The 14,709-nt window shown below is 34.5% G+C and carries 16 protein-coding genes and 1 tRNA gene; 11 read left to right on the plus strand and 6 right to left on the minus strand.

Annotated elements, in window-relative coordinates; genetic code table 11:
- Positions 1-201: 201 nt before the first annotated feature.
- The 6 genes from ABW637_RS06715 (at position 202) to ABW637_RS06740 (ending at position 7,099) form a co-directional block, all read left to right on the plus strand.
- The gene (locus tag ABW637_RS06715) at positions 202-660 is read left to right on the plus strand and encodes a MarR family winged helix-turn-helix transcriptional regulator (protein WP_367583875.1); all 459 of its coding nucleotides are present in this window, start codon (positions 202-204) and stop codon (positions 658-660) included.
- Between the two features lie 180 nt (positions 661-840).
- Positions 841-1,995 (plus strand): efflux RND transporter periplasmic adaptor subunit, encoded by a 1,155-nt coding sequence (locus ABW637_RS06720; protein ID WP_367583876.1) that lies wholly within the window; start codon positions 841-843, stop codon positions 1,993-1,995.
- On the plus strand, positions 1,995-5,222 hold the full coding sequence (locus ABW637_RS06725) for an efflux RND transporter permease subunit (protein ID WP_367583877.1): 3,228 nt from the start codon (positions 1,995-1,997) through the stop codon (positions 5,220-5,222). Before ABW637_RS06720 ends, ABW637_RS06725 begins: the two co-directional genes overlap by 1 nt.
- Positions 5,191-6,585 carry a TolC family protein gene (locus tag ABW637_RS06730; protein ID WP_445012714.1) on the plus strand — a complete coding sequence of 465 codons (1,395 nt, stop codon included), beginning with the start codon at positions 5,191-5,193 and terminating at the stop codon, positions 6,583-6,585. Before ABW637_RS06725 ends, ABW637_RS06730 begins: the two co-directional genes overlap by 32 nt.
- Positions 6,586-6,673: 88 nt before the next feature.
- Entirely contained in the window at positions 6,674-6,856 is a 183-nt protein-coding gene (locus ABW637_RS06735; RefSeq protein WP_367583878.1) for a CPXCG motif-containing cysteine-rich protein, read from the plus strand.
- A gap of 170 nt (positions 6,857-7,026) precedes the next feature.
- Positions 7,027-7,099: transfer RNA gene (locus ABW637_RS06740), tRNA-Met, on the plus strand.
- A 513-nt stretch (positions 7,100-7,612) separates the two neighbouring features.
- Here the strand turns inward: ABW637_RS06740 and ABW637_RS06745 are convergent.
- From ABW637_RS06745 to ABW637_RS06770, 6 genes are read right to left on the minus strand one after another with little or no spacing between them, the layout of a single operon-like run.
- Entirely contained in the window at positions 7,613-8,692 is a 1,080-nt protein-coding gene (locus ABW637_RS06745; RefSeq protein ID WP_367583879.1) for a 2Fe-2S iron-sulfur cluster-binding protein, read from the minus strand.
- Complete coding sequence (locus ABW637_RS06750; protein WP_367583880.1) at positions 8,682-9,878, minus strand: aromatic ring-hydroxylating oxygenase subunit alpha; 1,197 nt, start codon at positions 9,876-9,878, stop codon at positions 8,682-8,684. The genes ABW637_RS06745 and ABW637_RS06750 overlap by 11 nt, the downstream gene beginning before the upstream one ends.
- Positions 9,879-9,884: 6 nt before the next feature.
- Positions 9,885-10,757: a DUF2147 domain-containing protein gene (locus tag ABW637_RS06755; RefSeq protein WP_367583881.1), complete on the minus strand. Its 873-nt coding sequence runs from the start codon at positions 10,755-10,757 to the stop codon at positions 9,885-9,887.
- Between the two features lie 59 nt (positions 10,758-10,816).
- Positions 10,817-11,074: a hypothetical protein gene (locus ABW637_RS06760; RefSeq protein WP_367583882.1), complete on the minus strand. Its 258-nt coding sequence runs from the start codon at positions 11,072-11,074 to the stop codon at positions 10,817-10,819.
- Positions 11,055-11,375, minus strand: a complete 321-nt coding sequence (locus ABW637_RS06765) for a hypothetical protein (RefSeq protein ID WP_367583883.1) — start codon at positions 11,373-11,375, stop codon at positions 11,055-11,057. The genes ABW637_RS06760 and ABW637_RS06765 overlap by 20 nt, the downstream gene beginning before the upstream one ends.
- A 36-nt stretch (positions 11,376-11,411) precedes the next feature.
- The gene (locus ABW637_RS06770) at positions 11,412-11,705 is read right to left on the minus strand and encodes a DUF6787 family protein (RefSeq protein WP_367583884.1); all 294 of its coding nucleotides are present in this window, start codon (positions 11,703-11,705) and stop codon (positions 11,412-11,414) included.
- Between the two features lie 143 nt (positions 11,706-11,848).
- On the opposite strand from ABW637_RS06770, the gene ABW637_RS06775 reads away from it, so the two are divergent.
- From ABW637_RS06775 to ABW637_RS06795, 5 genes are read left to right on the plus strand one after another with little or no spacing between them, the layout of a single operon-like run.
- On the plus strand, positions 11,849-12,265 hold the full coding sequence (locus ABW637_RS06775; protein ID WP_367583885.1) for a hypothetical protein: 417 nt from the start codon (positions 11,849-11,851) through the stop codon (positions 12,263-12,265).
- Complete coding sequence (locus tag ABW637_RS06780; RefSeq protein ID WP_367583886.1) at positions 12,258-13,415, plus strand: hypothetical protein; 1,158 nt, start codon at positions 12,258-12,260, stop codon at positions 13,413-13,415. Before ABW637_RS06775 ends, ABW637_RS06780 begins: the two co-directional genes overlap by 8 nt.
- Positions 13,416-13,419: 4 nt before the next feature.
- Positions 13,420-13,782: a cytochrome c family protein gene (locus ABW637_RS06785; RefSeq protein ID WP_367583887.1), complete on the plus strand. Its 363-nt coding sequence runs from the start codon at positions 13,420-13,422 to the stop codon at positions 13,780-13,782.
- Positions 13,783-13,795: 13 nt separating this feature from the next.
- Positions 13,796-14,341, plus strand: a complete 546-nt coding sequence (locus ABW637_RS06790; RefSeq protein ID WP_367583888.1) for a YceI family protein — start codon at positions 13,796-13,798, stop codon at positions 14,339-14,341.
- Positions 14,319-14,708, plus strand: a complete 390-nt coding sequence (locus ABW637_RS06795; protein WP_367583889.1) for a hypothetical protein — start codon at positions 14,319-14,321, stop codon at positions 14,706-14,708. The genes ABW637_RS06790 and ABW637_RS06795 overlap by 23 nt, the downstream gene beginning before the upstream one ends.
- Position 14,709 lies beyond the last annotated feature (1 nt).

A 14,709-nucleotide genomic window follows, 5' to 3' on the forward strand; every position in this document is an offset into this window, starting at 1 on the left:
AATTCATCAATATTTCACGCTCAAATTATACTATTGTTATTTGATCAATTCTTTTTTTAAGGATTTCTGAAATGGCTATTTGTTACCTTAATGTTAAGTTAAAAACCGTAGGATACTTTTGTGATATTTTTATCGTTAGCAGCAGGTACAACTAAAATTTTATAGATATTTTTGTGTCAGAAAACTAAATAATAAGTGTTTATGAATAATACAAAAGCCATCGATCTAAATGCCCACGCATTATCTTGGGTAGGTAAGATTCACTATGATTTTGGATTTTTAGTCCAAAAAGCATTTGGTGAGAACGGGTTAGACCTTTCTAAAGAGCAATGGAGTGTATTAAAACGGTTACATGTAAATGATGGACAGCCTCAAAATGACTTGGCCTTCATTACCCATAGAGATAAAACTTCTATGACTCGACTAGTCAATACAATGGAAAGTAAAAATCTTGTGGAACGAAAAAGTGATGAAAACGATAGAAGAGTTAATCGTATTTTTCTAACTGATCATGGTAAAGAGGTTATTGAGAAAGTAAGACCAATTATGTATGATTTGGTTCCTGCCGTTCAGGAAAGTCTCACAGAGGAAGAGATCGAGAATCTAATCGGTACCTTGAAAAAAATAAAAGCTAAGATTGTAGAAATTGCAGAAGAATAATAGTATTTGATTACATATTTTAATAGCAAAAAACATCTACCTGGTAGATGTTTTTTTTGTTTTGGTAGATTGGTAAAAAGTGCAGATTAACTTTTATGAGTTTTTTAACGGCAAACTAGTCTTGTTGTTGATAGTTTTGTGTAGGTATTTTTTGACAAAAGCCTAAACAAAATTGCTTGTATGAGAAACATAATACTTTCTATTCTGGGATTGTTACTAATTGCAGGAGCTGTATTTTTTGCTAAAAAAATAATAGATAGTAAAACCAGGCCCAAGCCCAGGCCAACCAAGGTAATTAAAACTGTTTTTGTAGATACGATAAAGAATGAAACTATCTCAATTCAAATCGCAGCGAATGGTAATTTAACTGCAAAAAGAAGGCTAGAGTTATATGCCGAAGTTCAAGGGATTTTTAAAGGCGGATCTAAATTGTTTAAAACAGGGCAGAAATATAAAAAAGGACAAGCATTAATACGTATTGATGCTTCAGAGTATTATGCAAGTGTACAATCAGCCAAAAGCAATTTGTATAACCTTGTTACTTCGATCATGCCAGATCTGCGATTAGATTATCCAGAGATTTATGATAAATGGCAAAGTTATCTTAATAATTTTGATATGAACAAGGTGACTCCTAAGTTACCCGAAACTACTTCAGAAAAAGAAAAATACTTCATTACGGGAAGAAATATTTATACGACATACTACAATGTAAAAAATCTAGAACAACGTTTGGCAAAGTATACTATTTCGGCTCCTTTTGAAGGTGTACTTACAGAAGCCTTAGTGAATGAAGGTACTTTAATTCGTCAAGGACAAAAATTGGGTGAATATATTGACACCGATGTGTATGAAATGCAGGTAGCAATTGGTAAGGAGTATGGGGATCTTTTGCGTATAGGTAAATCAGTTGAACTTACGAACCTTAACAAAACCAAAACATACACAGGGATTGTAACCAGAATTAATAGTAGGGTAGATCAAGCGACCCAAACAATAACTGCATTTATAGAAGTGGCAGAACCTTCACTTAAAGAAGGAATGTATCTTGAAGCGAATTTAGATGCCAAGAAAGAAGAAAATGCCATCGAAATTGATCGTAGTTTACTTCAGGAAGGCAATAAAATTTTTGTAGTAAGGGATAGTATTTTAGATGTCGTTGATGTAAACCCGGTGTACTTTTCGGATAAAAAAGTTGTGCTAAAAGGAGTGCCAAACGAGACCGTAATCCTGTCTAAAAGTGTTCCTGGGGCATATGCCGGAATGTTAATTTCTGTGTATGGCTCAAAAAAAACAGGAACTGCAGATCAATCTAATCGAAATGCGGCACAATAATGAGAAAGGTAATCGCATATTTTATTAAGTATCATGTAGCAGTTAACGTCATTGTGCTTGCATTTTTCGTTTTTGGGATTGTAGGGGCATTGTCCTTAAAATCTTCGTTTTTTCCTCTTGTAGATTCCAAAATCATAAATATAAATGTTACGTACCCCGGGGCTTCTCCTCAAGAAATTGAAGAAGGAGTGGTGCTTAAGATAGAAGATAATCTTAAAGGCCTCGAAGGGGTAGATCGAGTAACATCTACCTCACAGGAAAATAGTGGGACCATTACCGTAGAAATTACGAAAGATGAAGATATAGATTTCATGCTTTTAGAAGTAAAAAACGCTGTAGACCGCGTACCTTCATTTCCTATCGGTATGGAGCCTTTGATTGTGGCTAAGCGCGAAGAAATAAGGCAAACGATTAGTTTTGCTGTGAGCGGAAACGATATACCCTTAGCAACCTTGAAACAAATAGGGAGACAGATCGAGAATGATCTTCGTGCTATTGATGGGATTTCTCAAATCAGTATTTCGGGATATCCGGAAGAAGAAATAGAGATAGCTGTCGATGAGAATAATTTACTTGCTTATAATCTAAGTTTTAATGAAGTCGCCCAAGCAGTGGGCAATGCAAATATTCTGGTTACCGGTGGAAATATAAAAACCAGTGCAGAAGAATACCTAATAAGAGCTAATAATAGATCGTATTATGGAGATGAACTATCAAATTTGATTGTAAGAGCCGACCCATCAGGTAGGGTAGTACGATTAAAAGATGTAGCCAAAGTAAGAGATCGGTTTTCTGAAACTCCAAATGCTTCTTATTTCAATGAAGATCTCTCTGTTAATATTACAGTGACCAGTACCAATAATGAAGACTTAATATCGTCTGCCGATAAGGTGAAAGTATATATAGAGGAGTTTAATCAAAAGTATAACAACGTTCAGCTTAATGTAGTTCGTGATTTGTCTATTACATTAAATCAAAGAACAGCTTTGCTTACCGAAAATGCTATTATTGGGATGATTCTGGTACTGACCTTTTTATCCCTGTTTCTTAATACCCGATTAGCGTTTTGGGTAGCTTTTGGATTGCCCGTAGCTTTTTTGGGGATGTTTATTTTTGCTGGTCAATTTGATGTAACCATTAATGTGTTGTCGTTATTTGGGATGATTATTGTGATCGGTATTTTGGTCGATGATGGTATTGTAATTGCCGAGAATATTTATCAACATTACGAAAAAGGTAAGAGCCCGGTTCAAGCGGCAATTGACGGTACTATGGAGGTAATACCACCTATAGTTTCGGCAATTGTAACAACAATACTTGCATTCTCGACATTCTTATTTTTGGATGGAAGAATCGGAGAGTTTTTTGGCGAAGTTTCAACCATTGTGATTCTTACGCTAGTGGTCTCTTTAGTAGAAGCCTTGATTATTCTTCCTGCGCATTTAGCACATTCTAAAGCATTAAGAGCAAGAAAAAATGATGTTCCTAAAGGCAGTATTGCTAACTTTTTTTCAAAAATGCGATATATCAATGCGTTTGGGGACAAGATCATGAAATGGCTTCGTGATAAAATGTACAGCCCGGCATTGTTATTTACTATAAAAAATAAGGTATTAACATTTGCTTTTTTTGCTGCAGCTCTTATACTTACTATCGGTTCGATTGGAGGTGGGGTGATTGGAGTTACACTTTTTCCAAGGATAGCAAGTGATAGAGTGCAAGTTGATTTAGGCATGCCTAACGGAACTAATGAAAAAGTTACTGACTCTATTATTTCAATGATTGAGGAAAAAGCATGGATTGTAAATAAAGAACTAACTGAAGAATTTTTGAAAGATGAGGAATATGAAGGCAAGGAACTTTTTGAGAATATTATAAAAAATATTAATGCTTCTTCTAGTGCGTCGTTAAATATTAATATGTTACCAGGAGAAGAGCGTCCCGATGCTATAAATTCTGCCTTGGTTGCTAATCGTTTACGAGAAAAAGTGGGGCCTGTTTTCGGTACAGAGCGATTAATTTTTGGATCAGGAGGTAATTTTGGAGGAAGCCCTGTGTCTGTATCCTTATTGAGTAATAATATCCAAGAGTTGAAAGCCGCAAAAACTGAACTAAAAAAGATTTTAGAAGACGACCCAAGATTAAAAGATGTGGCTGATAATGATCCGGCTGGGATTAAAGAAATTCGCTTAGAACTTAAAGAAAATGCTTATTTACTTGGATTAGATCTGCGTAGCGTAATGAATCAAGTACGGGCAGGTTTTTTTGGAGTACAAGCACAACGATTTCAGAGAGGACAGGATGAAATCAGGGTTTGGGTGCGTTATGACCGAGAGAATAGATCTTCAATTAATGATTTAGATGAGATGCGAATTGCTACCTTGACTGGGGATAAAATTCCGTTAAAAGAGATCGCAAACTATACTATAGAACGGGGAGATGAAGCGATTAATCACCTAGAAGGACAAAGAGAAATTCAGATATCTTCAGATTTAAAAGATCCTAGTCAAAGTGCTACCGATATTTTAGATGAAATCAGAACGATTGTAATGCCAGATTTACAGGCAAAATACCCAACAATAACAGCTTCTTTTGAAGGTCAAAATCGTGAGGCTTCAAAAATATCAAAATCTGCAGGAGTTGTATTTCCCATTGTATTTTTCTTGATCTATATCACCATAGCATTTACGTTTAGAAGTTATAGTCAACCTTTATTGCTGTTATTATTAATACCATTTAGCTTAACTGCGGTAGCTTGGGGGCATTTTATACATGGTTTTTCGATCAATATATTATCTGCCCTGGGAATTATTGCGCTTATTGGTATTATGGTTAACGATGGATTGGTATTGATAGAAAAATTCAACAGTTATCTTAGACAAGGGCTTACATTTAATGATGCATTATACGAGGCAGGACGATCACGTTTTAGAGCTATATTTCTTACTTCATTAACCACTATTGCAGGATTAGCGCCTTTGTTATTAGAAAAAAGCAGACAAGCACAGTTTTTAAAGCCTATGGCAATTTCTATAGCCTATGGGATTGGTTTTGCAACTGTACTTACTTTATTAATGCTACCGTTATTTTTATCTTTTAGTAATAATTTTAAGGTCGGCACCAAATGGTTAATTACCGGAAACAAAATTACTAAAGAAGAAGTAGAACGGGCTATTAAAGAACAAAATTCAGAATATGAAGAGCAAGCAGAAGAACTGCAGGTATAGATATATAACATTGATGTTATTTTTGCCTTTGATCTCTGATCATGTAATTGCACAGCAATTAACAAAAAGTGAGGCTATACGGTTAACTTTGGAGAAAAACTTTGGAGTACTTATTGCCACGAATACTATAGAGGTTGCCAAAAATAATAAAGGAATCCTTAACTCTGGCTATTTACCCTCATTGGTAGCTAATGCAGGAGCCAATTACCAATCTGCAAATAGTAATACTTCTTTTCCGGGAGCTACAGAAAGAGTACCAGTTGAAGGAACCACAGATACCATTACTCGCCCGCGACCAGATATAGAGATAATCGATGCCGAAACACAACGATATAATGCATCCTTAAACCTTAGTTATACGTTATTTGATGGTTTAGGGCGATTTTATAATTATAAGCGGCTCAAAGAACAATACAACCTTACCGAATTACAAGCTCGAGAAACAATAGAAAATACAATATTGCAGTTGTTTTCTGTGTATTATGAAGTGGCGAGGTTATCAGAGAATATAGAAATTTTAGAAGAAACGTTACAAATTTCTCAAGAACGTGTTTCAAGGTCTAATTATCAGTTTGAATATGGTCAAAATACAAAATTGAATGTGCTTAATGCACAAGTAGATGTAGCCAATGATAGTATTAATTTATTAAATGCAAAACAGCAATTAAGAAATACCAAAAGAGATCTTAATGTAATTCTCGATAATGAGCTAGAGAATGAATTTGAAGTAGATACTATTGTAAAGTTTATTCCAAAACTTGCCTTAGATGAATATGTAGAAAAATCTATAGAGAATAATGTAACATTACTACAAAATGAAAGTAATATACAGATTAGTGAATATGATATTAAAGTGAGCAAATCTGGATATTTACCAAGCGTGGGGCTTACGGGGTCTTATGGCTGGAATGAAAACCGAAACCCACCCTCAGCTTTTTTTCCTGGCAATGTTGCCGATACCTATACGTTAAGTGCCGGAGTAAGTCTTACCTGGAATCTTTTTGATGGTGGAAATACAATAACAAGAGTAAAAAATGCAAAAATAGCTTTAGATAATCAAGAAATTGTAAAGGCCCAGGTAGCAAAAGAAGTGCAGAGAGATATTGCTAATGCCTTAGGGAATTATATAAATAGACTGAAGGTATATAAGATCCAGCAACAGAATGTAATTACGAATCAAAACAATTTTGAACGTTCTCAAGAACGTTTTAAGCTTGGGCAGATTACTTCTATTGAGTTTAGACAAGCACAGATTAACTTAATTTTGGCAGAGACCAATAAAAATGGTGCAAAATACGATGCAAAAATTGCCGAATTACAGCTCTTACAGCTTACAGGACAGTTGCTTAATGTAGAATTTTAAATGTAACTTTTTGTACACACTGAACCCTTCAACATACTCAGGGTGTACCTGTCGAAGTGTCTTTTTTATTCGTTATTTTTAAGAAGTTATGTTCGAACACTTTTTTCAATGCCCATATTGCTGGGAAGAAATATCTATGCTTTTAGATCCGTCTGTTACGTATCAGATATATGTAGAAGATTGCGAGGTATGCTGCAACCCTATTGAGCTGCACCCAAGGTTTGAAGAGCAAGAATTACTATCTTTTGAAGCGATTAGCATAGAACAATAGGTATAAAATATTCAGTATTAACTCATTGCGTTATTTTTGATTTTTTTAATAAAAATAGTATTGCATAACATAAAAATGGTTGTATATTTGCCGTCCGCAAGGAATGATAAGTAATTTGTCGAGCTCATAACTCGAAGTTTGAAAAGACAAGTAAGTTACAAATCATATATCGCGGGATAGAGCAGTAGGCAGCTCGTCGGGCTCATAACCCGAAGGTCACAGGTTCGAGTCCTGTTCCCGCTACTAAGTAAAAGCTTCAGAAATTTTCTGAAGCTTTTTTTATTGCTAATATTTTAATAAGACTTGACAGGACGAGAAGTTTATCCTGAGCGAGGTACGAGTCGAAGGGAGTCCTGTTCCCGCTACGAAGAAAACCAGATACGAAAGTATCTGGTTTTTTTATACCCGAAAATCTGATGCTCTGCATCAAAGATTGTAGGGTATAAAAAGAGATGATGCACAGCATCATTGGTTTTCTTTGTGCAAGCTTCCCTTTAAGGTCCAACGACCATAGGGAGTTAATCCTGTTTCTGCTACTTTTAAATTTTAACCCCTGTAAGTGAGTCTTTTACAAGGATTTTTTATAAGTTTTAAAAATGTGCTGATGTGTATTTAATTATTTGAAATTCAATAATTTAGCGGTTCTGTAGATCAAAAATTACTTATTAGTTACGTATGAAAAAGATTACATTATAGTTTATTATTTGTATTCTGAGCTTAATCGTTTTTAATAGATTTATAAAATCATAATATATTTTAATTATAAACTATTTCGATTTCTTCAGAAATAGGTATACTCTGACAGCTTAAGATATAGCCTTGTTTCACCTCATCATCATCAAGAGCCAGATTATTTTTCATATGCACTTTACCCTTGGTAAGCTTGCACATGCAGGTAGAACACACCCCGCCTTCGCATGAATAAGGGGGTTCTTTCCCGGCATCAATAAGCGTGCGTAAAACCGTTTTTCCTTTTGGAATGGTTATCTGTATATTTTGACCATTAAGCTTAGCTTTTAGCTTTGCATTTTCAACACCTTCTGTAGTATCATTAGAGTTAACTCCTCCAAAGCTTTCTATGAAAATACGTTCGTTAGGGACATCAATAGATTTAAGAGCATTTTTAGTATTTTCAATCATAGTCCCTGGTCCACAGATATAATACTCTGTATTTTGAGCATAAGGGGGGTATTCATTAATAAACCATGATACTGCTTGGGTATCTACTCGACCTTTCCTAAATGATGTTTCATTAGAGCTTTTCCATAAATCACTCCAACTGCTTTTTGGTCTGCTCAGTGTGTGAATCAAAACAAACCTGTCTTTATACCTTTCTTGTAGTTGATTAAGCTCTTCATTAAACATAATAGTTTCTTGGCTTCGGTTTCCAAAAATCATATGAACAAAACTATGGGACTCTGTTGTTAAAATTGTTTTTAGAATGGAAATAATAGGAGTGATTCCACTACCAGCAGCAAAAAGATAATAGGTTTTGTAATTGTCTTGTTCAACTGTGGCATAAAATCGTCCATCTGGGGGCATTACTTCAATAATATCTCCAGGTTTAAGATCGTCATTGATATGATTAGATACCAAACCATCTTTTACTCTTTTTACACCAATTCGCAAAGGTTCTTCTATAGTAGGACTACTACATAAAGAATAGGAACGACGAACTTCTTCTCCTTTTAAATTAAACTTTAAGGTAAGATATTGCCCTGGTTTATAATTAAAAGTTTCATATAACTCATAAGGGACATCAAATGTAACCGAAGTTGAGTCTGAAGTTTCTTTTTTAGCATTAATAACTTTTAAAGGATAAAATTTACTCATCATTCTTATGTTTTTCGATCCATTCTTTTACAACACTTTGAAATTTACTCACCGCAAACTCACCTCTTTGTGCTTGAGCGCCAACGCTAAACATTGGTGATTGTAATGACTTTTGTTGTTGTTCACAGGCATATACATCTTCTGCCATAAAATCACCAGATGCCATCGGGTCACTGGGATCTCCTTCATATTTCCCCTTATTGCCATAATGTTGCCAGATTTTATGCATAGAAGATTTAGTATATTGTTTGGTATATTCCCATTCACTAACATTCATTGTTTTAGATCGGATGACCACTAAGGTTCTGTCTGGTGCCAATGGAGTTACATGAAAAGTATTCCAGGCACTTTCTCCTTCGGTAATACCAATGTTCGGAAATAGCCAGGGCACATAGGCTCCAATTTTATCCTCGGGTACCGAATCAATCAAGGGATAAGGTGCAGCATTTTTTACGTCTTTAGCATAATCGGGCACCAATGGTTCATAAAACCAATAATGAGGGCCAGCCCAACCAAATTCTGCTTTGGCATGATCATACATATTTAAAGTGCCTTCGTGTAGATGTGCAAGATGATAATGATCAATATAATTTTCAACGATAATTTTCCAGTTTGCCTTTATTTCTTTTATATAAAAAGGTTCTCCTTCTTTTTCCTGAAATTCTACCAATTCTTCAACAACATGTGGGCCTAAATAAGGTTCAACCTCCCCAAAAAACTCCATAATACTTGGTGCATCTTTATCTGGATGTACAAAAAGCATTCCTTTAAAAATATCTACAGATGCTTCGTGTAAGTTTAAACCACATTCGTGTAAAGGTTTGTCAAGTTGAGGAAACTCCTCATCTTTTTTAGGAAGACTAATTAGTTTTCCTTCAAGATCGTATGTCCAATCATGATATGGGCAGGTAATCGCCTTTTTGGCTTTCCCTACCGCACGAAGCAGTTGTGTCCCTCTATGGCGACACATATTATGAAAAGCCCTAAGCCGGTTATCTCGACCTTTAACAATAAAGATATTATTTAACCCGGCTTGTACGGAAATGTAGTCTCCGGGATTAAGAACATCTTCTGCAAGCCCTGCAAATTGCCAGGTATTGCTGAATATATGTTTCATTTCAAGATCTAGCCATTCTTGAGAAGTGTATGCTTCAACAGGTAGTGTATGCATCATATTTTTTTTACTCATAATACATTATTTATAAGTTATATTTCGGGTCCAAGTTTCTGTATACTGTTGCCCTTCGATGGTCATTTTTGCCTCTAAAGTGTTTTCATCTTTTACTGTGAAGATGACTTGATAATAGCTTCCGTCGGGTAAATACATTTTACCATCCCTATATTGTCCATCTTTGAATGTTACATTAGATAAAAAGTAATCTTCTTTTTTGTTTTTACCTTTATATTCGGTAGTACCGTCGTTATAGTAATGCACTTTTCCGATAAATTTTTCTTTATTTTTTTCTATTTCATAAATAGCTTGATAGTAATCGGTTTTTACATCCCAAACGCCAACAATATTGTTCTCTAAACTTTGTGTTTTGGGTTGAGGTTTGAATGATTTTTTTTCTTCGGTTACTGTCATTACAGAATCTGAAGTATTGTTTTTATTAGAAACCTTTTTTGAGAAAATAGAAGTGTTATCTTCTGTCTGTACCATATCTATAGTTATAGCGTCTTTTGTTCCTTTTCTTTTCCAAATTTCTGTATAAGGCTCTCCTTCATACATCATGCTAACTTCTAATGTATTATCATCTTTTAAAACAAAAGAAATGTTGCTCGTGCGATTATCAGGAAAGTGCATCTTTCCGTTTTTGTATTCTCCGTTTTTATTTTCAATATCCGAAATAAAATAGTCCTCTTTTTTATTGTTTCCGTGGTATTGGGTTTTTCCATCGGTATATTGATGCATTTTTCCATAAAATTTACCTCGAGAATGCACAATTTCATAAGTGGCTTGATTGTATTCGTTATGTACTTCCCAAATACCAACAATCTTGTCTTTACTCGAACAAGAAAGTAGTGTAAATCCGATTAGAAATATTAGTATTGTATTTGATACTCTCATTTTTAGTATAGTATTGATGCAAATTTCTATATCATTTTTCACTTCTCTTTTGACTTATATCAAAAATTGAGATATAGTACCATCGAATATAAAGCAAGCAATGACCAGATGATAATCATAAACCAATAGAGTTTTGGAGTTTCTTTTTTGGTTACAGATTCTACAAAATGAATCTCCCCGCTTCTAACCACATGAATCAACCCCAGAAAAATAAAAAGGGCCCAAAACCATCCCCAGTTAAAATAAATGGCTGGTCCCATAAGGGTAAGAGCAAATATGGTTTTCCATTTCTTCACCTTAATAATAGAATTGGTCATAATCTATAAAAAGTACTGATATAGAATACAAGGCCATGAGAATCCAACTGATGATAATTACCCAGTATAAAAACGGGTTAGTTGTTCTATCAATGGGCTCAATAAAATAAGTGGTGCCTGATACCAAATCCGGGATTACCCATAGTAGAAATAGAATTCCCCACGCCCATTGCCAATCCATTATAATGGCAACATACATTAAGATTAATGCTATAATTGTTCGCCATTTTGTAGGGCTGTTTGATCTTGTAGTTTTTGCAGAAGGTGTATTTGGGTTCCTTAATCTTTGAGACTTATTCATGGTTAATGGTTTTGTCTAAAACGATCCTAAAAGATACTAAATTTTGATGCCAAATCGAGTCAACATCTTTTTTTCCATAGACCAGAAAAATTTGAATTGCCCAAATAACCAACCGTAAAAAACCAAAAACACTTGGTATCCAATAAAACTGAGGATAATTGATAAGGGATAGTATACAAATGTATTTAGATTATCAAGGGTAAGCCCCATCAATTTTAGTGCTGGCCTTACAATTGCTATAGATGAAGATCCTGTAATAGCAAATACAAAAAGTATAATAATCAGGTCAAAAGGTTTTTCTAGTTCCCAACGTTGCATCAGTTTTTTCATAGTTTAAATTTTTATGAGACAAACTTATATGAAGCAAGTAGAATTGTCTTTGATCTATATCAAAATGAAATAAGATTTCAAAAAAGATGATTTTGATATAGGTCAAAAAATATACCCTATGAGCCTCATAGTTTTGTCCCGTTATGAAAAATCAAATTCAAAAATATATAACCAGTTGTATGGTGATCATACTACTTTTCTCATGCTCTGGTAAGAAAAATCAATTACTAGGTGCCTGGAGCTTAGAGAGCAATTTTTATAGAGCTACGTATGAAATTGTTGAAGATGATGGAAAAATAAAAGCCAAGGTTTTGTATTACAATGACGACACAACAGCATATCAATATGATGGACAGACACCTCAGTATTTATTTTCTGATTTGAAAGAAAAAGAAAACAGATACATAGATGCTGTTTCTGGTGCTACTAATACCGAAACAAACTATCCTAATATTAAAGTTATAAGTCAGGATAGTTTGGAAGTGACTACTTATCTCGTCAACAAACCTTTAAAAGAAATCTGGATTAGAAAAATTAATAATAAAAAAATATATGAATAGAATCTATCAAATTATAGGCTTTGGTCTTCTTGTATTTGTGTTTACAAGATGTACCCCAGACGATATCAGAAATATAGCGGGAACTACAAGCCCTACAGACCCAACTGTTCCCATATCTTCTGAAGTAAAACCTATTGATATAAATACTGAAGGTTTTGATCTTCTGGAAAAAATGCAGGGACATTGGGTAGGTAAAAACCGTGTTATTGCCGATGATTATGATTGGTTTGCTTTCGACTATCGAGCCAACGCACCATCCCAAATCCATGGCATATTTGAAGGAGGATCTGCTGGAAATCTGCTTACTTCTTTTTTTGTCACCGACTTTAAAAATACCCGAACTATTATGGCTCGTAATGGTGGATTGCTTAATGGTATATATAGGACAAGCTATTTTGTGTTAGATAGTATACGAAATGATGAAAACGGCAAATATTTTCGATTAGTTGATGCAAAAGGCGGTATAGGTGTGATGTATATGGAGTTGCGGTTTAAGCAAGATAGCCTCTACTGGAATGCCTATACCAGCCGATTGGGAATCATAGTGCCTCCATCACGACATATGACTTTTAAAGGAAAGAAAATGAATCTGGATTTGGCACAAACGGCTGCAACGACTGTAGGTTTTCCTCAAAATACTCCTGCAGTAGATTTTTCTAACGGATTTGTAGAGGAAAACCTTTATATAAATCCGGGAGATAGCAAAGCTAAGTCTGCTACCTTTTTGGCACAAGCGGAAGATAATGGAGACGTGTTTAGTTTGGCACAAGAATCTGGAGATCCATATAGAATAGATGAGCATTCTCACTTAGGATATTTAACTATTAATATCCAAAGAAATGTTACCATAGAAAACCAAACACTTTTAATACAATTATCAAAACAGGCACTTACCGATGAGAGTGGGATTTTTGTTACTGATCAAGATGCATTTAATAGTGTATTATTATTTCCATCACTATCTCAGGGAGAGAATCAATTTTTTGTGACCTATTTACATCCTGGTACTTACTATATAAATGTTACTGCAGATATAAATGGTGATGGATTTATTTCTGAAGGAGACATAACTCATCCCAGACAAATGATCACCATCCTACCAGAGCAACAAGCAGAAGTAACCATAAACAACATAACTGTTCAAAATTAAATATATGGATATGTATAAAACCACATTTTTAGCCATTATAATTCTTATTGGCCAAAGTTGTACTACCGCTATCATAGAGGAGAGTGTAGCAGAAGAATTACCACCAGTTACACGAATAGTGACCTACGAATCCGATGTCCAAAGTATTATGAATAATTTCTGTATTACATGCCATGGTGGTCCTGCACCTAATGCAGGGTTAGATCTTAGTACCTATAGTAATACTAAAAATGCAGCATTAAACAATGGGCTGGTAGCGCGTATGAATGATGCAACCAACCCCATGCCTCCTAATGGTTTACTTACCCCCCAAATAAGACAATTAGTAGATAAATGGATCACAGACGGATTACTAGAACAACAATAGAAACACATTAAAGATGAGAACAGTACTATGTATAATAATGATAATGATTACTCCAATCACCAAGGCTCAAAAGTATTTTACCAAGACAGGACTTACAGAGTTTAAAGCTTCTGTAGAGGCTTTTGAACCTGTAGAAGCCAAAAATAATAGTACTACGGTAGTGTTTAAAGAAGATACTGGTGAGTTGGCAGCACTACTTTTTGTAAAAGCTTTTCATTTTGAAATCGCATTGATGGAAGAACATTTTAATGAAAATTATATGGATTCTGATGAATTTCCTAAAGCTACTTTCAAAGGAAAAATAGAAGGTTTTGAAGCTTCGAACTTGATAGAAAAAGACAAAGAGTACATACTAAAAGGTATACTTACTATTAAAGGAAAGCCTAGAGAGATAGAAACCAAAGTGAAAATAAAACGAATAAACAATTCGATTACCCTTTGTGCCGAATTTGATGTGAATCCAAAAGATTTTGACATCAAAATACCTGGAATTGTAAAAAAGAAAATCGCAGAAAAAACCCAAATACTAATCGATTATGAACTTACTCAAAAAAAGTAGAATTCTTCTATTCTTCTTGGTGATTGTATTAATTGCTGGGTTTGCCACCTACAGAATACTATACAAACCACATACATCTATTGAAGAGCAATCCGCAAAATTTACAGGTACTTCTGAAGATTTACTGGCAAAAATCTCTAAAAGTGCTGTTAAATGGGAAGGAACGGTTGTGGAAATTTCAGGAAAAGTAACCTCAAAAGACAAAAAGGGTTTGATGTTGAATACCGCTATTTATTGCCAATTAATACATCCCGATTTGCTTTTCCATATCCAAGAAAATCAAACCATTTACATTAAAGGCAGAGTAATAGGCTATGATGATCTATTGGAAGAACTCAAATTAGATAAAACTATTATTATAAAATAAC

Origin of the sequence: Aquimarina penaris (assembly GCF_040786285.1) — a bacterium.
In the GTDB taxonomy this organism is placed as follows: domain Bacteria; phylum Bacteroidota; class Bacteroidia; order Flavobacteriales; family Flavobacteriaceae; genus Aquimarina.

What these genes read in the sequence shown, in the direction of transcription:
- ABW637_RS06715 (WP_367583875.1), top strand. Translation starts at nt 202, where the DNA reads ATGAATAATACAAAAGCCATCGATCTAAATGCCCACGCATTATCTTGG.
- ABW637_RS06720 (WP_367583876.1), top strand. Translation starts at nt 841, where the DNA reads ATGAGAAACATAATACTTTCTATTCTGGGATTGTTACTAATTGCAGGA.
- ABW637_RS06725 (WP_367583877.1), top strand. Translation starts at nt 1,995, where the DNA reads ATGAGAAAGGTAATCGCATATTTTATTAAGTATCATGTAGCAGTTAAC.
- ABW637_RS06730 (WP_445012714.1), top strand. Translation starts at nt 5,191, where the DNA reads ATGAAGAGCAAGCAGAAGAACTGCAGGTATAGATATATAACATTGATG.
- ABW637_RS06735 (WP_367583878.1), top strand. Translation starts at nt 6,674, where the DNA reads ATGTTCGAACACTTTTTTCAATGCCCATATTGCTGGGAAGAAATATCT.
- ABW637_RS06745 (WP_367583879.1), bottom strand. Translation starts at nt 8,692, where the DNA reads ATGATGAGTAAATTTTATCCTTTAAAAGTTATTAATGCTAAAAAAGAA.
- ABW637_RS06750 (WP_367583880.1), bottom strand. Translation starts at nt 9,878, where the DNA reads ATGAGTAAAAAAAATATGATGCATACACTACCTGTTGAAGCATACACT.
- ABW637_RS06755 (WP_367583881.1), bottom strand. Translation starts at nt 10,757, where the DNA reads ATGAGAGTATCAAATACAATACTAATATTTCTAATCGGATTTACACTA.
- ABW637_RS06760 (WP_367583882.1), bottom strand. Translation starts at nt 11,074, where the DNA reads ATGACCAATTCTATTATTAAGGTGAAGAAATGGAAAACCATATTTGCT.
- ABW637_RS06765 (WP_367583883.1), bottom strand. Translation starts at nt 11,375, where the DNA reads ATGAATAAGTCTCAAAGATTAAGGAACCCAAATACACCTTCTGCAAAA.
- ABW637_RS06770 (WP_367583884.1), bottom strand. Translation starts at nt 11,705, where the DNA reads ATGAAAAAACTGATGCAACGTTGGGAACTAGAAAAACCTTTTGACCTG.
- ABW637_RS06775 (WP_367583885.1), top strand. Translation starts at nt 11,849, where the DNA reads ATGAAAAATCAAATTCAAAAATATATAACCAGTTGTATGGTGATCATA.
- ABW637_RS06780 (WP_367583886.1), top strand. Translation starts at nt 12,258, where the DNA reads ATGAATAGAATCTATCAAATTATAGGCTTTGGTCTTCTTGTATTTGTG.
- ABW637_RS06785 (WP_367583887.1), top strand. Translation starts at nt 13,420, where the DNA reads ATGGATATGTATAAAACCACATTTTTAGCCATTATAATTCTTATTGGC.
- ABW637_RS06790 (WP_367583888.1), top strand. Translation starts at nt 13,796, where the DNA reads ATGAGAACAGTACTATGTATAATAATGATAATGATTACTCCAATCACC.
- ABW637_RS06795 (WP_367583889.1), top strand. Translation starts at nt 14,319, where the DNA reads ATGAACTTACTCAAAAAAAGTAGAATTCTTCTATTCTTCTTGGTGATT.